Source organism: Pseudomonas sp. C2.3V (assembly GCF_058536325.1).
The window spans coordinates 1,313,289-1,334,405 of record NZ_JBZUBN010000001.1 but is presented as its reverse complement, the minus strand read 5'-3'; the positions used below and the strand labels follow the sequence as shown (position 1 = coordinate 1,334,405).

The window sequence follows — 21,117 nt, the reverse complement described above, 5'->3', positions numbered from 1 at the left end:
ACGTATCGCTCAGGCTTATCGTCAAGACCAAACGGCCGAGCTTAGCTCGGCCGTCATGACTGCACTATACCTATTTACCGGCTGCCAGCGCGTCATTTACCAGTTCTGACGCTGGCTGGTAACCAGGGATCATATGTCCATTGGCAAGAATAATGGCAGGCGTGCCCTGAATGCCAATCTGTTGCCCCAGAGTAAACTGCTTCGCAACCGGATCATCACAGGAGGCAGCCTTGATTTCCTTACCTTCGAACATGCGCTCCATCGCCTCGGCCCGATCCTTAGAACACCATACTGCCTCAAGCTGCTTATACCCCGCCGAATTTAAACCCTGACGCGGGAATGCCAGATAACGCACCTCGATACCCTGCTTGTTCAACTTGGGAACTTCGGCGTGTAGTTTCTGGCAATAAGGGCATGTGGTATCCGTAAAAACGGTAATGTGAGCTTTCGTCTCGCCCACGGCTGGAAAGACGACCATCTGCTGCTTGTCCAAACCATTGATCTGCTTGGCCACTGCTGCATTTTCAGCCTGTTCCGTCAAGTTAACGGCGTGACCGTCCTTATACTGGTACAGGTATCCTTGAACGATGTATTGCCCATCAGCACTGGCATACAGGATACGCCCGCCCTTGAGCTGAACCTCATAAAGGCCTTCAAAAGGACTTTTTCCAATCGACTCGATACCCAGATCAGGCTGTAATGCACTCAAGGTCTTACGGATAGCCTGCTCGGATTCAGCCATTGCAAAAGTACTTGCGAGCCCCAGGCAAACCGCCAGCACCAAACGAGTAATGCGCATGAATAACTCCTGTGAACAATAGCTGCCAGCCTACCACAGAGGCCGACCCTACAATTTAACCGCGAGGATGATGTTCCGCATGCAGAGCCTGCAAACGAGCCCGGGCGATATGTGTGTAAATCTGGGTTGTCGAAAGGCTTGAATGCCCTAAAAGCATTTGTACGGTACGCAAGTCAGCACCATGATTGAGCAGATGGGTTGCAAAGGCATGGCGCAGCGTATGGGGTGAAAGCGGCTTATCGATACAGGCCACCTGGGCGTGCAGCTTGATGCGGTGCCAAAAGGTCTGCCGTGTCATTTCAGTCCCACGCAGGCTCGGAAACAGCACATCAGATGCCAACCCGTTCTGTAACAGGCCGCGCGCTTCCTTCACATACCGCTCCAGCCAATTGATAGCCTCCTCCCCCAAAGGAATCAGACGCTCCTTGTTTCCCTTGCCAAACACCCGCATCGAGCCCTGTCGCAGATTTACCTGCTGAAGCGTCAACCCAACCAGCTCGCTGACTCGAAGACCTGTTGCATACAGTACCTCCAGCATGGTTCGATCACGCAAGCCCAGCGGGTCATCAGTATCCGGTGCGGCAAGCAATGCCTCGACATCTGCCTCGGACAAGCTTTTGGGTAGAGGCGCGCCAAGGCGAGGCATATCGACCTGTAGCGTAGGATCAACATCGATCAGTCCTTCACGAACCGCATATCGGTAAAAACCACGAACACTCGATAGAAAACGCGCCGTTGAGCGTGCCTTGTAACCCTTGTCCAGCCGCCAGGCCAAGTGATCAAGAATCATCTCTCGACCAGCTTTTTCAAGCGAAACGCCCTGCTCCGTCAACCAGGCGTTGAACTGCCCTAAATCATTGGAATAGGCGTCACGCGTGTGTTCGGATAAGCCTTTCTCAAGCCATAAGGCATCCAAAAATCGATTGATGTACGGATGATCTCGCATCAGCAGTGTTACAACTCAGGAGTGTTGAGGGAAGTCCGGCAGAACAGCGACGGGACGCTTATCCTCATCGATCGCAACAAAGCTAAACGCACCATTGATCGCCAGTTCACGTCCTTCGTTATACATACTCTCGAGGTAAACCTCGACACCCACCTTGATGCTGGTATTACCCACTTTTATCACTCGACCAATCAGCTCAACGATAGAGCCACCTGGAATGGCGTGATTAAAATCGATACGGTCGGTCGATACCGTTACCAGCGGCAAACGGCAAAACCGTGTCGCCGTAATGAAAGAGACTTCATCCATCCACGCCATCGCCTGCCCGCCAAACAACGTGTGATGATGATTGGTATCAGGAGGAAATACCGCTTTGGCCACGCGCGTTTCAGACATCTCTGTTCGGCGTGCGATTTCTTGCTCTCTAGGGGTCATGGACATCTGGGAACTCGCTTAGCTAACTCACCATACTGACTTTTCATACATGCAACAAAAAAGCAGCCCTAGGGCTGCTTTTTTGTGGAATCGCTGAATTAAGCCAGCTTTTCCTTGATACGTGCTGCCTTGCCAGACAGTTCGCGCAGGTAGTACAGCTTGGCTTTACGAACATCACCGCGACGCTTGACGCTGACGCTGTCGATCATGGGGCTGTAAGTTTGGAAGGTACGCTCTACACCTACACCGTTGGAAATCTTGCGAACGGTGAAAGCACTGTTCAGGCCGCGGTTACGCTTGCCAATTACAACGCCTTCAAAGGCCTGCAGACGCTGACGGTCGCCTTCCTTTACTTTTACTTGAACAATTACGGTATCACCGGGCGCGAAAGCCGGGATTTCCTTGTTCATTTGTTCAGCTTCAAGCTGTGCAATAATCTTGTTGGTCATGCTAGTGTGCTCCTAAGACAAGCCGTCAGACCTGCCATCGATACGTTAACTATCGTCCTGTTGACGAAGGAATTCCGCCAACAGCTTCTGCTCTTCTCCAGAAAGCGAGCGTCTTTCCAGAAGATCAGCGCGCCGTTTATAGGTCCTTCCAAGGGACTGCTGTAAACGCCAACGCCGGATATGCTCGTGATTACCACTGAGCAGCACATCAGGTACCCGCCGTCCCTCATACACCTCAGGTCGAGTGTAATGAGGACAATCGAGCAGACCGTCCGTAAACGAGTCCTGCTCGGCGGAATCTACATGCCCCAACGCTCCAGGCAGTAGCCTCGTCACCGCATCGATCAGGACCATTGCTGGCAGCTCGCCGCCAGACAGCACATAGTCACCAATCGACCATTCTTCATCAACGTGCGCTTCAATAAAGCGCTCGTCGATACCTTCGTAACGACCAGCGATCAGAATGAGGTGTTCTTCTTTCGCCAGCTTCTTTACCCCTTGCTGCGACAGCTGTCGCCCTTGAGGGGAAAGGTAAATTACTTTTACCGAGCCCTCAGCCTTGCTGCGTGCATCATTCAATGCCCGCTCCAATGGCTGAATTTTCATCACCATGCCGGGACCACCCCCAAAAGGACGATCATCAACAGTCTGATGCCGGTCTTCGGTATAGTCCCGTGGATTCAGGCAATTGAGTTGAAGTAACCCCTGCTTGACCGCACGACCGGTAATTCCGAAATCACGGACGGCTGTGAATACTTCAGGAAAGATACTGATGACGTCGACACGCATGATTTAAAAATCCGCGTCCCAGTCAACCCGCATCTCACCTGCCACTAGATCAATCGACTTGACGAATTGCTCCAAAACATAGGGCAACAGGCGTTCGCGATCGTCCAGACTGCCGACACATGGCTTTACCACCATGACATCGTTGGAACCAGTCTCAAGCAGATGATCCACCACGCCGAGCATCTGCCCTTCCTGGTTGATCACTTTCAGCCCTTCGAGCTGATACCAGTAGTAATCACCTTCGTTCAGGCCTGGAAGCTCATGGCGAGGCACACAAATTTCGAACCCTGAAAGGGCTCGTGCCTCTTCGCGATCATCCAGACCTTTAAGCTTGGCCGTCAGGACTTTGCCGTGAAGGCTGCCCTTTACCAAACTTACCTTGCGGATTTCGCCATCACGACGCAGCGTCCAATGACGATACTCCAGCAGATTGTCCAAGGGGTCGGTGAAGGAATAGACCTTCACTTCGCCACGCACGCCATACACCGAGACAATCTTACCGAGGACAACCAGGTCCTCTTCAGGCGCAGGCGTCTGACTCATAAATTTCAGGCAGTTGCCTTAGCAGAGTCCTTGAGCAGCTGAGCAACGCGCTCAGACGGCTGTGCACCGTGGCTCAGCCAGTAGCTAGCGCGCTCGGAGTCAACAGACAAACGGATTTCATTACCGGAAGCAACCGGATTGAAGAAGCCGATGCGCTCAACGAAACGACCATCACGGGCGTTACGGCTGTTGGTCACGGTCAGGTGATAGAAGGGGCGCTTCTTGGAGCCACCACGGGCAAGACGGATGGTTAACATGTGAACTTTGTTCCTGTAGTCGGTGCTTTACAAATGTTACGCACGCTGGGCCTCAGGCCCGAAAGGCCGCATATTCTAAGGATAATCCGAGCGATTGCAAACTCTTTTTCCCTATCTTATGCAGGGCTGATCGCCCAACGGCAGCAACCTGGGGATTTACAGCTTGGGCATTCCTCCTGGGAACATGCCACCCATGCCACGCATAAGCTTTGACAAGCCGCCTTTGGAGGTCACCTTTTTCATCATTTTCTGCATCTGCTTATGCTGCTTGATGAGGCGGCCTACATCTTGTACCTGGGTTCCGGAACCCATGGCGATTCGACGCTTACGCGAGCCGCTGATCGTTTCTGGATCACGGCGCTCAGCAGGCGTCATGGAGTCGATAATAGCCTCCATCTGCTTGAACTGTTTTTCGGCTGCTCCCTGAGCATTTCCCATCTGGGACAAATTGACACCACCCATCATGGTAGGAAGCTTGTCCATAAGCGAGCCAAGGCCGCCCATACTCTTCATCTGGCGAAGCTGGTCACGGAAGTCTTCCAGATCGAACCCTTTGCCCTTCTTGAGCTTCTTGGCCAGCTTTTCGGCTTTTTCCTTATCCAGGTTCTGCTCGGCCTGCTCGATAAGGCTGAGCACATCGCCCATACCCAGAATACGGGAAGCAATACGATCAGGATGGAAAGGATCCAGCGCCTCGCTCTTTTCTCCCATACCCAGGAACTTGATCGGCTTGCCTGTAATGGCTCGCACGGACAATGCCGCACCGCCACGGGCATCACCGTCGACCTTGGTCAGCACGACGCCTGTCAAGGGAAGCGCGTCATTGAAGGCCTTGGCGGTATTAGCCGCGTCCTGACCCGTCATGGCATCTACAACAAACAGCGTTTCGGCAGGCTTGATCGCGGCATGAACCTGCTGGATTTCAGCCATCATTTCTGCATCGACATGCAAACGACCAGCGGTATCCACGATTACGACGTCAATGAACTTGAGCTTGGCTTCACGCACAGCGGCTTCGGCGATCGCAACAGGCTTTTGGCTGATATCGGAGGGATAGAACGTAACGCCGACCTCATGAGCCAAGGCTTCCAGCTGCTTGATCGCGGCAGGACGATAGACGTCAGCAGAGACAACAAGAACGCTTTTCTTCTTGCGCTCTTTCAGGAAGCGCGCCAGCTTGCCTGCTGTAGTGGTCTTACCTGCACCCTGCAGACCGGCCATGAGAATAACGGCCGGTGGAGAGACATTGAGAGCCAGATCTTCGTTTGCAGCCCCCATCAGCTCTTCGAGCTCGGCTCGAACGATTTTCACGAAGGCCTGGCCAGGAGTGAGGCTCTTGGAGACTTCAGTGCCTACGGCACGGTCCCTGACCTTATTGACGAAATCCTTGACGACCGGCAACGCCACGTCCGCCTCAAGGAGCGCCATGCGCACTTCACGCAGCGTGTCCTTGATGTTGTCTTCGGTCAATTTTGCCTTGCCAGTGATATGGCGAAGGCTCTGTGAGAGTCTATCTGTCAGGTTTTCAAACATGCAAATGCGTCCAAAACTGGCGGCAGGTTGTGAAGTATAACGAAGAGGACGTCGGCTGGCATCGTCTACAGTCTTCCTTGAACACTGGCATCTGTGCCAAACTCATCTGCTTTCGGCTCAGTGATTCAAGGATTTATGTCATCCCTGTTGCCCAGCCTGACGGCTGCCCTTCTCTATAGTGTCGCCACGGCCTATCAAAGTGTGTGTCTGACCACGCGCAAGCGTCCCAACAATACCCTTTTGGTCTCGTTGGGCGTAGTAGCGTTGCTCGCCCATGGCGCGGCCTTGTTCATTCAGCTGATTCTACCCAGCAGTCTTTCGCTGGACTTTTTTGATGCGTCCAGCCTGATCGCGGCGGTAGCCATACTTTTGATTCTGCTCGGCTGCATCCGCATGCCGCTACAGACATTACTGGTACTGATTTATCCTCTAGGAGCCATCACGACGCTCCTGGCTGACGTGTTACCGTCGGGCACTGTTCAACCGATCGATATTACACCGGGCATATTAACCCACGTACTGCTCTCGATTGTTGCCTACGGTCTGTTAACACTGGCTGTTTTTCAATCGTTGCTGCTATTGATTCAGGACAGGCAGCTCAAGAACAAGCACCCATCGGGGCTGATCCGGAGCTTCCCCCCTCTGCAAACCATGGAAAGCCTGCTGTTTGGTTTTCTGTGGGCGGGTTGGGCTGTATTGTCCTTGTCCCTGATTTCCGGCTGGCTGTTTCTCGAAGACATGCTTGCCCAGCACCTGGTACACAAGACGGTTCTGTCCTGTGTGGCGTGGGTCCTGTTTGGCGTCCTGCTGTGGGGGCGTCATCGCATGGGCTGGCGTGGACACAAGGCCATCCGCTGGACATTGGCCGGCTTCTGCCTGTTGATGCTCGCGTATTTCGGCAGCAAGCTGGTGCGTGAATTCATCCTGCATATCTGAAGATCGCCTCATAGGCACCTCGTCCCTCGCAAGCCTTGCCGGAAACGGCAAGGCTTGTCCATAATCCAAAGGCTTACCCAGCTAAACGTCTCTCTCTGCGGTTACCCCCTCGCCGATAGAGCCGCGTCATAACAGGCTAACGATTCACATCCGCACCGGATGATTACGCACCTGTGCCCTACCCGGGCAAGCGTACGAGTCAGGCCATAAAAAACGACAGCGCCTGGGACATCCAATGACTGCTACTGCAACCTACGAGGCGGAACCTGTTTCGCCTGCCGCGCCTGCAAACTCTACAGTCCGTATCGCAACGGCAAGCTTTATCGGCACGGCTATCGAGTTTTACGATTTTTATGTCTACGCTACCGCCGCCGCACTCGTCATCGGCCCGGTGTTCTTTCCACAAACATCTGCGATTGCGCAAACACTCAGCGCATTCATCACCTTTGGCATCGCTTTCCTGGCCCGTCCTCTCGGCTCTGCACTGTTTGGCCATTTCGGCGATCGGATTGGTCGAAAATCCACTCTAGTGGCTTCGCTCCTCTTGATGGGTGTTTCGACCACGCTGATCGGCCTGCTCCCTGGCTATGCCAGCATAGGTGGCTGGGCCCCCGTGCTGTTGTGCGTTCTCAGATTCGCCCAAGGGCTTGGGCTGGGCGGAGAATGGGGTGGCGCCGCGCTGCTGGCAACGGAAAATGCGCCGAAGAACAAGCGAGCCTGGTTTGGCATGTTTCCTCAGCTGGGCCCGTCTATCGGCTTTCTTGCGGCTAACGGCTTGTTTCTCGCGCTGGCCGTGCTGCTATCGGACGAGCAATTCAAGGCCTGGGGCTGGCGAATTCCTTTCATCCTGAGCGCCGCCTTGGTAATGGTTGGTCTTTATGTCCGCCTCAAACTGAGTGAAACGCCAGTGTTTGCCAAAGCCATGGAGCGACACGAAAAGCTACGTCTTCCATTAACCGAAGCAATTACCAAGCACTGGCATCCCATGCTGCTGGGCGCCTTATCCATGGCGGTGTGCTATGCGCTGTTCTATATCTCAACGGTGTTTTCGCTGAGCTATGGCGTTAAAACACTAGGGTTCAGCCGAGAGGGCTTTCTAGGGCTCCTGTGCTTTGCCGTTCTGTTCATGACTCTGGCTACACCTCTGTCGGCCTGGCTTGCCGACCGTTATGGCCGCAAACCAGTTCTGGCAATCAGTGCAGCCGCCGCCCTGCTGTCAGGCTTTGCCATGGAGCCGCTGCTTACCCATGGCTCAACAGGTAGCATTGCGCTTTTCCTAGCGCTGGAGCTATTTCTCATGGGCATGACGTTCGCACCCATGGGTGCGCTGTTACCGGAGATTTTCCCCACCCACGTCAGGTATACCGGCGCCTCGGCCGCGTATAACCTTGGCGGTATCCTGGGTGCCTCGGTAGCGCCTTATATTGCGCAGAAGCTAGCCGATACCGGAGGCTTGAGCTGGGTAGGAGGTTATGTTTCCGCAGCGGCGCTGATCAGCTTGATTGCCGTACTGTGCCTTAAGGAAACACGAGATCGGGAATTGTAATCAAGCGACAGCCCTGTGCAGGCAGGGCTGTCGTCCCGAAGGATTAAAGCGTTACGCTGATGGCTTGCGACGCCTTGGTCGCCTTTTCACGGGCCGCTTCCACCGACTCATCTCGAGCCAGTGCCACGCCCATTCGGCGCTGCCCTGCCACTTCAGGCTTGCCAAACAGGCGCAGGGCCGTATCCGGATCACTTAGCGCTGCACCCAGATTGCCGAAACTTGTCTGGGTAGATTGTCCTTCAACCAGCAGTACGGCAGAGGCTGATGGACCAAACTGGCGAATGACCGGTATCGGTAATCCCAGAATGGCACGGGCATGAAGGGCAAACTCAGAGAGATCCTGAGAAATCAGCGTTACTAAGCCTGTATCATGGGGACGTGGAGAGACTTCACTGAACCACACCTGATCGCCTTTGACAAACAGCTCAACACCAAACAGACCACGCCCGCCCAGCGCCTCGGTAACCGCCCTGGCGACACGCTCGGACTCAGCAAGTGCCTTGGGACTCATCGCTTGCGGCTGCCAGGACTCATGGTAATCACCTTTTACCTGACGATGACCAATAGGTTCGCAGAACGATGTTCCATTGACATGACGGACTGTCAGCAAGGTGATTTCATAGTCAAAGTCGATAAAGCCTTCAACAATGACGCGTCCCTTACCCGCTCGTCCGCCTTCCTGAGCATAATCCCAGGCGGCCTGAATGTCTTCGCTGCACTTGATAACGCTCTGCCCCTTGCCGGAGGAGCTCATGATCGGCTTCACGATACAGGGCATGCCTACAGATTCGACGGCAGCGGCATACTCTTCAAAGGTGTCCGCGAAGTGATACGGTGAAGTGGGCAAACCCAACTCCTCCGCAGCCAGACGGCGAATACCTTCGCGGTTCATGGTCAGCTGCGCAGCGCGTGCAGTAGGCACGACGGTATACCCTTCACCCTCCAGCTCAACGAGGGTTGCCGTGGCAATTGCCTCGATCTCGGGCACGATGTAATGAGGTTTTTCCTGCTCGATGATCGCGCGAAGCGCGGCGCCATCCAGCATATTGATGACATGACTACGATGGGCTACCTGCATGGCCGGTGCATTGGCATAACGATCGACGGCAATGACCTCCACACCCAAACGCTGTAGCTCGATGACAACTTCTTTACCAAGCTCACCAGAGCCACATAACAGAACGCGAGTGGCGGTAGGTGACAATGGAGTTCCTATCTGGGTCATGCAGCATCCTCTGGTGTATACAGTCATGGGTTTAACCGGGCCGCCCCATAGCGACAACGCACTCGATCGCTATCTGAGGTGCCCTTAGAAATAGTGGCCAGCGGCGCAGGCACGTTCCTCACACAGCTGCAAGACCCTACGCCGCTCGGTGTTGGTCATACGTCCCCATTGAGATATTTCCTGAGCGGTGCGCTGGCATCCTGTGCACATATCGGCCTCATCCAGCACACAGACTTGCACGCAGGGAGAGCGAACAGGCTTTTCGTTTTCATTCATGTCCAAGGCTGTCATCTCGTACAGGCAGCGGCCTGATAACGTATCGTTGGCATGAATTCTACTTGGCCTGATGGCAGAAGTGCATCAAAAGGCATCATTTCTCAACTGAATGAGGCGGCTCATGAAGCGAAATGCCGGCATCATAAAGCAGGTTGACCAGCTCCACGATAATGGCAGCCGTCAGGCCCCAGATCCGATACTCACCGTACTGATAACTTGGGATATAGGAACGTCGCCCCTGCTCATCGATCCTCGGCGTGACCTCTGGAGGCACTTCGCACAGAAAGCTGAGCGGAACCGTAAATACGGCTGCGATTTCAGCGTCGTTGGGCGTGTACTCCACGTAATCGGGAATAATGCCGACATAAGGCGTTACCTTGATCCCGTAATAAGAAATCAAGGGGCTCAACGGCCCGACTACTTCAACCAGCCCCGGCGGCAGACCAATCTCCTCATACGCCTCACGCAGCGCTGTATGAATAAGGTCCGGATCTTCCGGATCACGTCGCCCACCTGGTAATGCGACCTCTCCCCCATGCGTCGACAGATTGCTGGCGCGCAGCGTCAGAACCAGCTCAGGATCATCACCTCGAATAATAGGCAACAATACGGCGGCTTCGGGGTGTGTACGATCAGTCTCCAGGTGACGCGGTCGATAATGCCGCAATCGATGGAGCAACTCATCCACGATGCTTTCTCCACACGCTTACTCTTGAGGCATCATGGCATGGAATATCCAGCTTGCCCAACCCCTTGCTTGCAGCCTTAGCTCCTCGCAAGATGGCAGGACGACGAGGAGGCATCATGAAATTCTGTAACTATTGCGGCGGCACGCTGGTTCAGCGCATTCCCGAGGGGGATACGCGCCCTCGCTACATCTGCACACAGTGCCACACGGTGCACTACCAGAACCCTCGCATTGTGGCGGGATGCCTGCCCGTCTGGGGAGATAAAGTACTTTTATGTCGCCGCGCCATTGAACCTCGCCGCGGCTACTGGACACTCCCGGCCGGCTTCATGGAAAACGGCGAAACGATCGAACAGGCCGCCGCCCGTGAGACCTGGGAGGAAGCCTGCGCTAACGTCGGCAACCTCAAGCTCTATACCTTATTCGACCTGCCCCATATCAATCAGGTCTATATGCTGTTCCGCGGCGAGCTTGTCGGCGGGTCGTTTGGCATTGGTGAAGAAAGCCTGGAAACAGCCCTGTTTGACGAAGCAGATATCCCTTGGTCGTCACTCGCTTTTCCGACCATTGCGCGTACCCTAGAATGCTTTTTTGCTGATCGCCGAACCGGTCACTATTCAGTGCATCATGAAGGCATCGCACCCATGCTGGAACGCTAGTTCCAGCTGATATATACAGAGTGAACAGCAGCACGCCTTGGCTGCTTTCTGCAGTCGCTTAGCTAGGGATTATTTTTCAAATGCGCCGGATGTATTGGCTTACTGCTTTCTGTTGCCTGTTTTTCTCTACCCTCTGCCTTGCCAGCACGACAACAACACTTGATGGGCGGACAATCGACAAGGTGCTAGTCATAAAGTCGATGAACAAGCTTGAGCTGCTCAGCAAGGGCGAAACCATCAAGTCCTACCGGGTATCACTGGGCAAATTCCCCAAGGGCCCCAAGTTTCGCGAAGGCGATCAGCGCACGCCAGAAGGCTTCTACTGGATAGACTGGCGAAAGACGAGCGACAAGTTCAACCTGTCGATGCACATCTCATACCCCAATGCACAGGACCTGGCACGCGCAAAAGCAGCAGGCGTGCCACCGGGCAGCATGATCATGATTCACGGCACCCCTATCGATGAAGAATACCCGGAGTGGTATTTCTCTTCGCTGAACTGGACGAATGGATGCATTGCACTAACCAATGCGGATATGCGTGAAATCTGGACGCTGGTCAAGGACGGTACGTTGATCGAGATACGCCCCTGAAGCTCCGGTACACACCTTGAAGCACAGGAGTCACAACGTTCGGCCTTGACCTAGAATGACGCCAGCTGCCACACCTCATAGGCTGGCGTCTCATAGGGATGGGCTTTGCGTAACGCCTCGACAGCCTGCTTTACATAGTCATCGGTCACGACCAGCTCTACTTTCCATTCTGCCACGCGCTCCAGCTCGCCAATCTTCCCTAGAAAAGGGTTGCTTCCAGCACATGGGCGAAACTGCCCCTCTCCCAAGACCTGCCAGCAGCACGCCTCGTAATTACCGATGCGACCACCTCCTGCAGCAAATACCGCGTCCTTGACGGACTCCAGATGGCTGCCTGGCACATAGAAGCATAACTTGTACATAAATCCTCCAGATGCAAAAAGGCCGGTCATACCTGAAACAGTATGACCGGCCTTCTCGGACTTATCAGTCTACCCAGACACGCGCATTACGGAACATGCGCATCCAGCCGCCGTCCTCGCCCTGCCAATCACGCGGGATCCAGGAATTTTGAACTGCGCGGAAAACGCGTTCAGGGTGCGGCATCATGATGGTGACGCGACCATCACGGCTGGTCAGGCCCGTAATACCCAGCGGCGAGCCGTTGGGGTTGGCCGGATACGTCTCGGTGACACGCCCATGGTTGTCAACGAAGCGCAACGAGACGGTGCCAGAGGCATCTGCTGCCTGCAGGGCCGCGGCGTCCCTGAACTCGGCATGGCCTTCACCGTGCGCAATGGCAATCGGCATGCGCGAGCCTGCCATGCCCGCAAAGAACAGGGATGGCGATTCCTGTACCTGTAGCATGGCAATACGCGCTTCGAACTGCTCTGAGCGGTTACGCACGAAGCGTGGCCAGAATTCACTGCCCGGAACAAGCTCGCGCAGGTTCGAGACCATCTGGCAGCCGTTGCAGACGCCTAGCGTAAAGCTATCCGTACGCTCGAAGAATTGCTGGAACGCATCACGTGCACGGGCGTTGAACAGAATCGACTTGGCCCATCCCTCACCGGCACCCAAGACGTCACCGTAGGAGAAACCGCCGCACGCAACGACACCCTTGAAGTCATTCAAATCGACACGACCAGCAAGAATATCGCTCATGTGCACGTCTACCGAGGCAAAGCCGGCACGGTCAAACGCTGCAGCCATTTCGACCTGACCGTTAACGCCCTGCTCACGCAGAACCGCGACCTGAGGCCGTATACCTGTCTTGATATAAGGTGCAGCGATGTTTTCGTTCGGATCAAAGCTCAGCTTGGCAGACAGGCCCGGATTGTTCTCTTCGAGCAATGCGTCGTATTCCTGCTGAGCACAGTCAGCGTTGTCACGCAGTCGCTGGATCTGATAGCTGGTTTCGCTCCAGATACGCTGCAACGAGCGGCGCTCGGCCTTGAAGACGTTCTGCTCGTTATAGGTGATATTGACCTCGTAACCGTTTACCGGCTGGCCAATGACCGCCACGCAATCCTCAAGACCTGCAGCGGTGAACTGCGCCAGCACTTCGGATGTGAAATCCTGAGGCACCTGGATCACAGCACCCAATTCCTCGGCAAACAAGGCGCGGGTCAGTTCATCACGAGTAGCGGCCAAGGCATCCAGTTTCAGAGACAGGCCACAGTGACCGGCAAATGCCATCTCCACGAGCGTCGTGATCAGGCCACCATCGGAACGGTCATGATAGGACAGGATGAGCCCGTCCTTATTGAGCCCCTGGATGACTGCAAAGAAAGCCTTGAGGTCCTCTGCATCATCCACATCAGGTGTCTTGTGGCCGATCTTGTTATGAACCTGCGCCAGAATTGAACCGCCCAGGCGGTTCTGGCCTCGGCCAAGATCGATCAGGATTAGGTCCGTTTCGCCTTTATCCATGCGCAGCTCAGGCGTCAGGGTCTGACGAATATCCTGCACAGGAGCAAAGCCCGTCACGATCAGCGACAGAGGCGACGTCACGCTCTTGTCTTGACCGTTTTCTTCCCAGCGGGTTTTCATGGACATGGAATCTTTGCCCACGGGGATGGTGATACCCAAAGCCGGGCACAGCTCCATACCCACTGCCTTTACCGTATCGTACAGGCGAGCATCCTCACCCGGATGTCCGGCAGCTGCCATCCAGTTGGCGGAAAGCTTGATATCGCTGATTTTCTCGATACGCGCCGACGCCAGGTTGGTCAGTGTTTCACCTACCGCCATGCGGCCAGACGCTGCCGCATCCAGCAATGCCAAGGGCGTACGCTCGCCCATGGCCATTGCCTCGCCGGTATAGGCGGTGTAGCTGGTCGCTGTAACCGCGCAGTCAGCCACTGGAACCTGCCAGGGACCAACCATTTGATCACGTGCAACCAGGCCGGTAATGGTCCGGTCACCGATGGTGATCAGAAAGCTCTTGCTGGCAACGGCTGGATGTCGAAGAACGCGCTCTACCGCCTCCTTGAGTTCCAGGCCAGCACCGTCAAAGTCATCACCCAGCGCTTCCTCGCGAGTAGCGGAGCGATGCATACGTGGAGGCTTGCCCAGAAGAACATCTAGCGGCATGTCGACCGCATTATTTTCAAAATGGCTGTCCGCTACCGTGAGACGACGCTCTTCAGTAGCCTCGCCAACTACCGCGAACGGGCAGCGTTCACGCTCACAAATGGCCTTGAAAGTTTCAAAGTTCTCGGCGTCCACGGACAGCACATAGCGTTCCTGGGACTCGTTGCACCATATCTCGAGCGGGCTCATGCCGGGCTCGTCGTTAGGTACGTTGCGCAGCTCAAAGCGACCGCCACGACCGGCATCGTTGACAAGCTCAGGGAAGGCATTGGATAGACCGCCTGCGCCTACGTCATGGATGAAGGTAATAGGGTTCTTGTCACCCATCTGCCAGCAGCGGTCGATCACCTCCTGGCAGCGGCGCTCCATCTCGGGGTTTTCACGCTGCACGGAAGCGAAGTCCAGGTCTGCCGAGCTGGAGCCAGTGGACATCGACGAGGCAGCGCCTCCACCCAGGCCGATCAACATGGCCGGGCCACCCAGGACAATCAGCTTGCCACCTACGGAGATATCACCTTTCTGGACATGGTCGGCACGGATGTTACCCATACCGCCCGCCAGCATGATCGGCTTGTGATAGCCCCGGACCTCTTCGCCACGTGGGGTTTCAACCGCCTGCTCGAAGGTACGGAAGTAACCTGCCAGTGCCGGGCGGCCAAATTCGTTGTTGAATGCCGCGCCGCCCAATGGCCCTTCGATCATGATATCGAGTGGTGTCACGATGCGTTCGGGCTTGCCGTATGGCTTTTCCCAAGGTTGCTCGAAACCTGGGATATTCAGGTTAGAAACCGTGAAACCGGTCAGACCTGCCTTGGGTTTTGCACCACGACCGGTCGCCCCCTCGTCTCGGATTTCGCCACCCGAACCCGTAGAGGCGCCAGGGAATGGTGCAATTGCCGTCGGGTGGTTATGGGTTTCCACCTTCATCAGGATATGAATGGGCTCCTGATTGGCGCTGTACTGACGAGTCTGCGGGTCAGGATAGAAACGACCGGCAGTAAATCCCTCGATGACCGCAGCGTTATCCTTATAGGCAGACAAGACGCCTTCACGGTGCATTTCATAGGTGTTCTTGATCATACCGAACAGGGATTTTTCCTGGCCTTCGCCATCGATATCCCAGCTGGCATTAAAGATCTTGTGACGGCAGTGCTCGGAGTTTGCCTGAGCAAACATCATAAGCTCGATATCATGGGGATTACGACCCAGTCCCTGGAAACTCTTGACCAGGTAATCGATCTCGTCATCCGCCAGGGCAAGACCTAGTTCGCTGTTGGCCTTTTCCAGCGCGGCACGGCCGCCATTCAGGATATCGATGACCGTCAGCGGCTTGGGCGTCGCATGACTGAACAGGGCTTCAGCCTCATCCAGACCTCCCAGTACGAGCTGGGTCATACGATCATGCAAGGTGGCAGCCACAGCCTGAACATCGGCATCGGACAGATCGCCGGCAATATAATAGGCGACGCCCCGCTCGATGCGCTCGATCTTGGCCAGACCGCAATTATGGGCGATGTCAGTGGCCTTGCTGGACCACGGCGAAATCGTGCCAAAGCGCGGGACTACCAGGAACAGCCGGCCTACAGGCCCTTGTACCGGAACACTGGGTCCGTATTTGAGCAAGCGCTCAAGCACGTGCTCCTCTTCAGCGGTAAGCGTGCCGACCACCTCGGCAAAATGAGCGAACTCGGCATAAAGTCCGGAAACACCCGGCACTTTACGGGTCAGTTGGTCGAGCAGTTTGCCGTGACGAAACGAAGAAAGAGCGGGAGCGCCGCGCAAGATCAGCATCGTAGGACAGCCTCGGGGCTAGAGGAATTTCAGGGGCCGGTATTCTACCGCAAAGGACCCGGCGAGACACCTTTAGGCGACAAAGGTTTCGCTAATGCTGCGTCAAACCGACTCATGCAGCCGTCCAGAGAAGCACTTCGCTCCAGAAATAACGACCTCTCGATGACTTGAAGACGCCCCTTGGAAACCCTGGAATCATCGCGACCGATCCTATTTCACTCGGATATTTTGGCCTTGCTTAGCAAAAATTGGTTACGAGTGGAATCCAGGCAATAGAAAATTCTGTGGCGCTCCCCTGGTATGGCACTTGGATAGCTTTGCGTATACTGAGTGGATGTTTGCACACCATGCGCTTTGCCTGAAACGAATCGCCTGCATCATGGCGACTGCGATCTTTCTGTTGCTCCAGGGGTGCGAAGAGCCTGACGAAGCTCCTCCCAAACAACCCTCTACCCTGGAACGGATACAGAAGGAGGGTGTTCTACGCGTTATTACCCGCAACAGCCCGGCGACCTATTTCCAGGACCGTAACGGTGATACCGGCTTCGAATACGAGCTGGTGAAAAGCTTCGCCGACAGTATGGGGCTCAAACTGCAGATCGAAACTGCAGATAACCTGGATGATCTTTTCAACCGTCTCGACAGTGCTGAAGGACCAGTCCTGGCAGCGGCAGGCCTGACGCCCAGCCCGGCACGGCAGGAGAAGTTCCACTTCTCACATCCCTATCTTGACGTTGTTCCGCAGGTCATCTACCGCAATGGCTCACGGCGCCCTGCACAGGTAAGCGATCTGGTAGGCAAGCGCATCATGGTGCTCAAGGGAAGCAGCCAGGCGGAACAATTGGCCGCGCTCAAACCCCAGCAGCCGGATCTTACCTACGAAGAGTCCGATCAGGTCGAGGTGGCTGACCTGCTGAAGATGGTCGATGAGGGCCAGATCGATCTTACGCTGGTCGACTCCAACGAGCTGGCCATGAATCAGGTCTACTTTCCCAACGTGCGCGTCGCCTTTGATCTCGGAGATGGGCAAAGCCTCGCCTGGGTAACAGCCGAGCGCGAAGACGGTACCTTGATGAAAGCCATCAACGCTTTTATCGACAAGGCCAAGCAGGACAATACACTTCAGCACCTCAAGGAGCGCTACTACGGTCATGTGGATGTTCTGGGGTATGTAGGCGCCTACACCTTTGCCCAGCACCTGCAACAACGCCTACCTGTTTATGAAAAGCACTTCCGCAAGGCCGCACAGCAACGGGAGGTCGATTGGCGGCTTCTGGCTGCCATCGGGTATCAGGAATCGATGTGGCAGGCTGATGCGACCTCAAAAACCGGGGTACGCGGCCTCATGATGCTGACCAACAACACAGCCCAGGCCATGGGCGTGTCCAACCGGCTCGACCCCTTCCAGAGCATCGAGGGCGGCGCCCGGTATTTCAATCAGATTCGCGGCGAGCTTCCCGAGTCGATCAAGGAGCCGGATCGGACCTGGTTCGCCCTGGCAACCTACAATATTGGCAGTGCGCATATTGCAGATGCGCGAAAGATGGCGCAGGACGAAGGGTTGGATCCTAATCGCTGGCTGGACGTCAAACGCATGCTGCCACGACTCAGTCAGAAGCAATGGTACAGCAAGACCCGTTACGGCTATGCCCGAGGCGGCGAAACGGTGCACTTCGTGCAGAATATTCGTCGCTATTACGACATTCTGACCTGGGTGACCCAGCCGCAGATGGAAGGCTCACAGCTGGCCAAGAGCGGCATGCACCTGCCCGGTATCGCTGAAAAGGAACCCGAGCAGGAAATGTAGCCGAAGGGCCTAGACCGTCTTTGGCTTTGAAGGCTTGGCGATCAGTTTATCTACCGCCTTGGCTGCGGCCACCATGCCAAAGGTTGCGGTCACCATCATGACCGCACCAAAACCGCCAGAGCAATCCAGTCGTACCCCTTCTCCTACAAAGCTTTTCTGCTGGCACACGCTGCCATCCGGCTTGGGATAACGCAGCTGCTCAGTCGAGAACACGCACGGCACGCTGTAGTGCCGGCTGGGGTTACGTGAAAACCCATAGTCGCGGCGCAGCAGTGAACGCACGCGGGATGCCAACGGATCGTTATAGGTCCGGTTCAAATCGACGACCTGAATCTGGGTCGGGTCGATCTGACCACCCGCTCCACCGGTTGTGATGATGTTGATCTTGCGGCGCTTGCACCATGAGATCAGAGCAGCCTTGGACGCGACGCTATCGATACAGTCCAGCACCAGATCCATCTCCGAGGTGATGTAATCCGCCATGGTCTCCCGAGTGACGAAATCCGCCACGGCATGCACGGCGCACGCCGGGTTGATTGCCCGGATGCGCTCAGCCATCACATCGACCTTGGCCCGCCCCACCTGTCCTTCCAGCGCATGGATTTGTCGGTTGGTATTGCTGATGCAGACATCGTCCAGATCGAACAGACTGATACGGCCAACGCCACTGCGCGCCAGGGCCTCGGCCGCCCAGGACCCTACGCCACCAATACCGACTACCGCAACATGACTGGCAGCCAGACGCTCGAGCGCATCGTTACCATACAAGCGGGCAATGCCACCAAAGCGTTGTTGATCAATATTCATAACGGCTCTCACTCAACGAGCTAATAGTATAAAGACATGCCACGGCATTGTTGATCACCGAAGAGCGACGCTCCTTATGGCGTTTTGCTTTACCATGGACAACTTTTCGTGCCCTTGCTGCTTCAGGATTCATCCATGACGACCCTTACCCCGACGCTCGAGCTTGCCTGCGAGCTCATCCGCCGCCCCTCCGTCACACCGGTCGACGAGGGCTGCCAAGCCCTGATGATGACGCGGCTTGAAGCAGCAGGTTTTGCGCTTGAGCCCATGCGTATCGAAAACGTCGATAATTTCTGGGCACGCCGGGGAGGCGAAGGTCCGGTGTTGTGCTTCGCCGGGCATACCGACGTTGTGCCGACCGGGCCGGTCGAGGCCTGGCAACAAGGCCCCTTCGATGCTCAGGTCGACGCAGACGGCATGCTCCTGGGGCGTGGCGCAGCGGACATGAAAGGCAGCCTAGCCAGCATGATCATCGCGGTCGAACGCTTCGTAGCCGATCATCCCAACCATCGAGGCGCCATTGCCTTTTTGATTACCAGTGATGAAGAAGGGCCTGCCCTGCACGGGACACGCGCGGTTGTCGAGCGTCTGCGTGCACGCAATGAACGCCTGGACTGGTGCATTGTAGGCGAGCCTTCCAGTACGACGCTTCTGGGCGACGTCGTCAAGAACGGTCGCCGCGGTTCGCTCAACGGCAAGTTGACGATTCGTGGCAAGCAAGGCCACGTGGCCTACCCTCATCTGGCCCGCAACCCCATTCATCTGGCCGCAGCCGCGCTGGCAGAACTTGCAGCTGAGCAGTGGGATGCCGGTAATGACTTTTTCCCGCCCACCACGTTCCAGATCTCCAACCTGAACTCGGGCACAGGCGCAAATAACGTAATCCCGGGCGAGCTGAATGCCCTGTTCAACTTCCGTTTTTCGACCGAGTCGACCGAAGAGGGACTCAAGGCGCGCGTTGAGGCTATCCTGAACAAGCATAACCTTGACTGGCACATTGACTGGTCTCTTTCGGGCCTGCCCTTCATCACCGAGCCTGGCGAATTGCTGGACGCTATCGCCTCGAGCATCCAGGCGGTTACCGGTCTTACAACAGAAGCCTCTACCAGCGGCGGGACCTCGGATGGTCGCTTTATTGCCACGCTTGGCACACAGGTGGTTGAAGTCGGGCCTGTTAACGCTACGATCCATCAGGTCAATGAACGAGTATTGGCCAGTGACCTGGATTTGTTGACCGAGGTGTACTACCAGACCCTGGTAAGGCTGCTGGCATGATGTTGATCTGCCCCCTCTGCTCGGCCCAGCTGACCGAGGCACAACAAGGTGTTGTCTGTGAGCAAGGCCACCGTTTTGACCGTGCACGCCAGGGCTATTTGAACCTGCTGCCTGTACAGCACAAGAAAAGCCGTGACCCTGGCGACAATGCCGAGATGGTTGAGGCGCGTCGCCGCTTTCTCGATGCTGACCACTATGCTCCGCTGGCGCAGCGTCTGGCGGAACTGGCACAGGAAAAAGCACCGGCTCGCTGGGTCGATATTGGTTGCGGCGAAGGTTTTTATACCATGCGTCTGGCAGAAGCACTGCCACAGAGCGATGGTTACGCGCTGGACATCTCCCGTGAGGCGGTACGCAGGGCGAGTCGCCGGGCGCCGCAGGTGAACTGGCTGGTTGCCAGCATGGCCCGTATCCCCTTGCCCAACACAAGCTGCCAGCTCCTGACCAGCGTATTCAGTCCGATTGACTGGTCTGAAGCCGTACGCTTGCTGACGCCCGGCGGCGGCGTACTGCGCCTTGGTCCGGCGCGTGATCATCTGATCGAACTGCGCCAGCGGCTGTACGATGATGTGCGTGATTACGACGAGGCCAAGCACCTGCAGGGCTTACCTTCGGCGCTGACATTGGCCGACAGTGAAACCTTGAATTTTCGCCTCAGTCTGGAAACTCGCGAAGCCCGAGCCGATCTGCTATCCATGACACCCCATGGTTGGCGTGTTAATGCCGAGCGTCGCGAACGCGTACTGGCTGAACCCTTCGAGGTCACCGTTGCCGTACGCTACGATTGGATTACCCGGACCTGAAAGCCCTATCGAGATTAACCATGCGCCAGCCAGACATTGAAATCTACCTCAAGGATGCCGACCAGCCTGCCATTACCGAGTGGCTGAGCCAGGCGCTGGGTACCTGCAGCGAGTGGCGCCAGCAGGGGCAAACCTACAAGTGTACGGTCGACTACCAGGGCACTGTGATTCCAGTAACCTGGCTACCCAAAGCTGTCGGCAAATGGAACAGCCTTCTACTGGAAAGCGATGCAACCCCCTGGGAAGACGATCTGGCCTGCGCCAAGGCAGCCGCTGCCGCACTGGATATCCAGGTACGGTGCGCCCCTGGGAGCTGGGAAGAGGAGCAGGGCGAAGATGATGCCGATCGCTGGATAAAAGTCACCTCAGCCGGCATAGAAGAAATCATCTGGCGAACCTGAAGATTTGCCAGTAATAAAAAGCCC

General features: G+C 55.9%; 22 protein-coding genes. 8 read left to right on the top strand and 14 right to left on the bottom strand.

What is annotated here, in order from left to right; genetic code table 11:
• Positions 1-70 precede the first annotated feature (70 nt).
• From dsbC to ffh, 8 genes are all read right to left on the bottom strand, one after another.
• Positions 71-799: a bifunctional protein-disulfide isomerase/oxidoreductase DsbC gene (gene dsbC, locus AC4LF3_RS06285; RefSeq protein ID WP_010797596.1), complete on the bottom strand. Its 729-nt coding sequence runs from the start codon at positions 797-799 to the stop codon at positions 71-73.
• Between the two features lie 55 nt (positions 800-854).
• Complete coding sequence (xerD, locus tag AC4LF3_RS06280; protein ID WP_372238859.1) at positions 855-1,745, bottom strand: site-specific tyrosine recombinase XerD; 891 nt, start codon at positions 1,743-1,745, stop codon at positions 855-857.
• Between the two features lie 15 nt (positions 1,746-1,760).
• On the bottom strand, positions 1,761-2,180 hold the full coding sequence (locus tag AC4LF3_RS06275; protein WP_404627796.1) for an acyl-CoA thioesterase: 420 nt from the start codon (positions 2,178-2,180) through the stop codon (positions 1,761-1,763).
• Positions 2,181-2,278: 98 nt separating this feature from the next.
• Positions 2,279-2,629 carry a 50S ribosomal protein L19 gene (rplS, locus tag AC4LF3_RS06270; RefSeq protein WP_010797593.1) on the bottom strand — a complete coding sequence of 117 codons (351 nt, stop codon included), beginning with the start codon at positions 2,627-2,629 and terminating at the stop codon, positions 2,279-2,281.
• Between the two features lie 45 nt (positions 2,630-2,674).
• Positions 2,675-3,418, bottom strand: a complete 744-nt coding sequence (gene trmD, locus AC4LF3_RS06265; RefSeq protein ID WP_491834957.1) for a tRNA (guanosine(37)-N1)-methyltransferase TrmD — start codon at positions 3,416-3,418, stop codon at positions 2,675-2,677.
• A 3-nt stretch (positions 3,419-3,421) separates the two neighbouring features.
• Positions 3,422-3,961 carry a ribosome maturation factor RimM gene (gene rimM, locus AC4LF3_RS06260; RefSeq protein ID WP_010797591.1) on the bottom strand — a complete coding sequence of 180 codons (540 nt, stop codon included), beginning with the start codon at positions 3,959-3,961 and terminating at the stop codon, positions 3,422-3,424.
• 5 nt (positions 3,962-3,966) lie between these two features.
• Positions 3,967-4,218 (bottom strand): 30S ribosomal protein S16, encoded by a 252-nt coding sequence (gene rpsP, locus AC4LF3_RS06255; protein ID WP_010797590.1) that lies wholly within the window; start codon positions 4,216-4,218, stop codon positions 3,967-3,969.
• Positions 4,219-4,374: 156 nt separating this feature from the next.
• A complete protein-coding gene (gene ffh / locus AC4LF3_RS06250; protein WP_491834956.1) occupies positions 4,375-5,751 on the bottom strand; it encodes a signal recognition particle protein in 1,377 nt (458 codons plus the stop codon).
• Between the two features lie 135 nt (positions 5,752-5,886).
• Here ffh and AC4LF3_RS06245 point away from each other — a divergent pair, with 135 nt between their 5' ends.
• Together AC4LF3_RS06245 and AC4LF3_RS06240 are read left to right on the top strand one after the other, a co-directional pair.
• On the top strand, positions 5,887-6,687 hold the full coding sequence (locus AC4LF3_RS06245) for a cytochrome C assembly family protein (RefSeq protein WP_010797588.1): 801 nt from the start codon (positions 5,887-5,889) through the stop codon (positions 6,685-6,687).
• A gap of 235 nt (positions 6,688-6,922) precedes the next feature.
• Positions 6,923-8,233, top strand: a complete 1,311-nt coding sequence (locus tag AC4LF3_RS06240; RefSeq protein WP_491834955.1) for an MFS transporter — start codon at positions 6,923-6,925, stop codon at positions 8,231-8,233.
• A 43-nt stretch (positions 8,234-8,276) separates the two neighbouring features.
• Here AC4LF3_RS06240 and purT read toward each other — a convergent pair whose 3' ends face one another.
• From purT to AC4LF3_RS06225, 3 genes are all read right to left on the bottom strand, one after another.
• Positions 8,277-9,458: a formate-dependent phosphoribosylglycinamide formyltransferase gene (gene purT / locus AC4LF3_RS06235; protein ID WP_434135934.1), complete on the bottom strand. Its 1,182-nt coding sequence runs from the start codon at positions 9,456-9,458 to the stop codon at positions 8,277-8,279.
• An 84-nt stretch (positions 9,459-9,542) separates the two neighbouring features.
• The gene (locus AC4LF3_RS06230; protein WP_073450372.1) at positions 9,543-9,734 is read right to left on the bottom strand and encodes a DUF1289 domain-containing protein; all 192 of its coding nucleotides are present in this window, start codon (positions 9,732-9,734) and stop codon (positions 9,543-9,545) included.
• 94 nt (positions 9,735-9,828) lie between these two features.
• Entirely contained in the window at positions 9,829-10,425 is a 597-nt protein-coding gene (locus AC4LF3_RS06225; RefSeq protein ID WP_197872740.1) for a CoA pyrophosphatase, read from the bottom strand.
• A gap of 113 nt (positions 10,426-10,538) precedes the next feature.
• On the opposite strand from AC4LF3_RS06225, the gene AC4LF3_RS06220 reads away from it, so the two are divergent.
• A complete protein-coding gene (locus AC4LF3_RS06220; RefSeq protein WP_010797584.1) occupies positions 10,539-11,081 on the top strand; it encodes an NUDIX hydrolase in 543 nt (180 codons plus the stop codon).
• Between the two features lie 89 nt (positions 11,082-11,170).
• Positions 11,171-11,674 (top strand): L,D-transpeptidase family protein, encoded by a 504-nt coding sequence (locus AC4LF3_RS06215; RefSeq protein WP_037030094.1) that lies wholly within the window; start codon positions 11,171-11,173, stop codon positions 11,672-11,674.
• Positions 11,675-11,724: 50 nt separating this feature from the next.
• Here AC4LF3_RS06215 and AC4LF3_RS06210 read toward each other — a convergent pair whose 3' ends face one another.
• Positions 11,725-12,036, bottom strand: coding sequence for a YqfO family protein (locus tag AC4LF3_RS06210; RefSeq protein WP_122043140.1), 312 nt, complete (start codon positions 12,034-12,036; stop codon positions 11,725-11,727).
• Between the two features lie 64 nt (positions 12,037-12,100).
• Complete coding sequence (gene purL / locus AC4LF3_RS06205; protein ID WP_491834954.1) at positions 12,101-16,000, bottom strand: phosphoribosylformylglycinamidine synthase; 3,900 nt, start codon at positions 15,998-16,000, stop codon at positions 12,101-12,103.
• A gap of 334 nt (positions 16,001-16,334) precedes the next feature.
• Here purL and mltF point away from each other — a divergent pair, with 334 nt between their 5' ends.
• The gene (mltF, locus tag AC4LF3_RS06200; protein WP_491836256.1) at positions 16,335-17,807 is read left to right on the top strand and encodes a membrane-bound lytic murein transglycosylase MltF; all 1,473 of its coding nucleotides are present in this window, start codon (positions 16,335-16,337) and stop codon (positions 17,805-17,807) included.
• 9 nt (positions 17,808-17,816) lie between these two features.
• Here mltF and tcdA read toward each other — a convergent pair whose 3' ends face one another.
• Positions 17,817-18,614 (bottom strand): tRNA cyclic N6-threonylcarbamoyladenosine(37) synthase TcdA, encoded by a 798-nt coding sequence (tcdA, locus tag AC4LF3_RS06195; protein ID WP_286787047.1) that lies wholly within the window; start codon positions 18,612-18,614, stop codon positions 17,817-17,819.
• 135 nt (positions 18,615-18,749) lie between these two features.
• Between tcdA and dapE the strand changes: the two genes are divergently transcribed.
• The 3 genes from dapE to AC4LF3_RS06180 are packed head-to-tail and all read left to right on the top strand — an operon-like array spanning position 18,750 to position 21,093.
• Complete coding sequence (dapE, locus tag AC4LF3_RS06190; RefSeq protein WP_074827635.1) at positions 18,750-19,889, top strand: succinyl-diaminopimelate desuccinylase; 1,140 nt, start codon at positions 18,750-18,752, stop codon at positions 19,887-19,889.
• Positions 19,889-20,692 carry a putative RNA methyltransferase gene (locus AC4LF3_RS06185; protein ID WP_491836255.1) on the top strand — a complete coding sequence of 268 codons (804 nt, stop codon included), beginning with the start codon at positions 19,889-19,891 and terminating at the stop codon, positions 20,690-20,692. Before dapE ends, AC4LF3_RS06185 begins: the two co-directional genes overlap by 1 nt.
• 20 nt (positions 20,693-20,712) lie before the next feature.
• On the top strand, positions 20,713-21,093 hold the full coding sequence (locus AC4LF3_RS06180) for a hypothetical protein (RefSeq protein ID WP_019366583.1): 381 nt from the start codon (positions 20,713-20,715) through the stop codon (positions 21,091-21,093).
• Positions 21,094-21,117: the final 24 nt, after the last annotated feature.

Excerpts from the sequence above, each read along its gene's own strand:
- dsbC (WP_010797596.1), bottom strand. The coding sequence starts at position 799 with ATGCGCATTACTCGTTTGGTGCTGGCGGTTTGCCTGGGGCTCGCAAGT.
- xerD (WP_372238859.1), bottom strand. The coding sequence starts at position 1,745 with ATGCGAGATCATCCGTACATCAATCGATTTTTGGATGCCTTATGGCTT.
- AC4LF3_RS06275 (WP_404627796.1), bottom strand. The coding sequence starts at position 2,180 with ATGACCCCTAGAGAGCAAGAAATCGCACGCCGAACAGAGATGTCTGAA.
- rplS (WP_010797593.1), bottom strand. The coding sequence starts at position 2,629 with ATGACCAACAAGATTATTGCACAGCTTGAAGCTGAACAAATGAACAAG.
- trmD (WP_491834957.1), bottom strand. The coding sequence starts at position 3,418 with ATGCGTGTCGACGTCATCAGTATCTTTCCTGAAGTATTCACAGCCGTC.
- rimM (WP_010797591.1), bottom strand. The coding sequence starts at position 3,961 with ATGAGTCAGACGCCTGCGCCTGAAGAGGACCTGGTTGTCCTCGGTAAG.
- rpsP (WP_010797590.1), bottom strand. The coding sequence starts at position 4,218 with ATGTTAACCATCCGTCTTGCCCGTGGTGGCTCCAAGAAGCGCCCCTTC.
- ffh (WP_491834956.1), bottom strand. The coding sequence starts at position 5,751 with ATGTTTGAAAACCTGACAGATAGACTCTCACAGAGCCTTCGCCATATC.
- AC4LF3_RS06245 (WP_010797588.1), top strand. The coding sequence starts at position 5,887 with ATGTCATCCCTGTTGCCCAGCCTGACGGCTGCCCTTCTCTATAGTGTC.
- AC4LF3_RS06240 (WP_491834955.1), top strand. The coding sequence starts at position 6,923 with ATGACTGCTACTGCAACCTACGAGGCGGAACCTGTTTCGCCTGCCGCG.
- purT (WP_434135934.1), bottom strand. The coding sequence starts at position 9,458 with ATGACCCAGATAGGAACTCCATTGTCACCTACCGCCACTCGCGTTCTG.
- AC4LF3_RS06230 (WP_073450372.1), bottom strand. The coding sequence starts at position 9,734 with ATGAATGAAAACGAAAAGCCTGTTCGCTCTCCCTGCGTGCAAGTCTGT.
- AC4LF3_RS06220 (WP_010797584.1), top strand. The coding sequence starts at position 10,539 with ATGAAATTCTGTAACTATTGCGGCGGCACGCTGGTTCAGCGCATTCCC.
- AC4LF3_RS06215 (WP_037030094.1), top strand. The coding sequence starts at position 11,171 with ATGTATTGGCTTACTGCTTTCTGTTGCCTGTTTTTCTCTACCCTCTGC.
- AC4LF3_RS06210 (WP_122043140.1), bottom strand. The coding sequence starts at position 12,036 with ATGTACAAGTTATGCTTCTATGTGCCAGGCAGCCATCTGGAGTCCGTC.
- purL (WP_491834954.1), bottom strand. The coding sequence starts at position 16,000 with ATGCTGATCTTGCGCGGCGCTCCCGCTCTTTCTTCGTTTCGTCACGGC.
- mltF (WP_491836256.1), top strand. The coding sequence starts at position 16,335 with ATGTTTGCACACCATGCGCTTTGCCTGAAACGAATCGCCTGCATCATG.
- tcdA (WP_286787047.1), bottom strand. The coding sequence starts at position 18,614 with ATGAATATTGATCAACAACGCTTTGGTGGCATTGCCCGCTTGTATGGT.
- dapE (WP_074827635.1), top strand. The coding sequence starts at position 18,750 with ATGACGACCCTTACCCCGACGCTCGAGCTTGCCTGCGAGCTCATCCGC.
- AC4LF3_RS06185 (WP_491836255.1), top strand. The coding sequence starts at position 19,889 with ATGTTGATCTGCCCCCTCTGCTCGGCCCAGCTGACCGAGGCACAACAA.
- AC4LF3_RS06180 (WP_019366583.1), top strand. The coding sequence starts at position 20,713 with ATGCGCCAGCCAGACATTGAAATCTACCTCAAGGATGCCGACCAGCCT.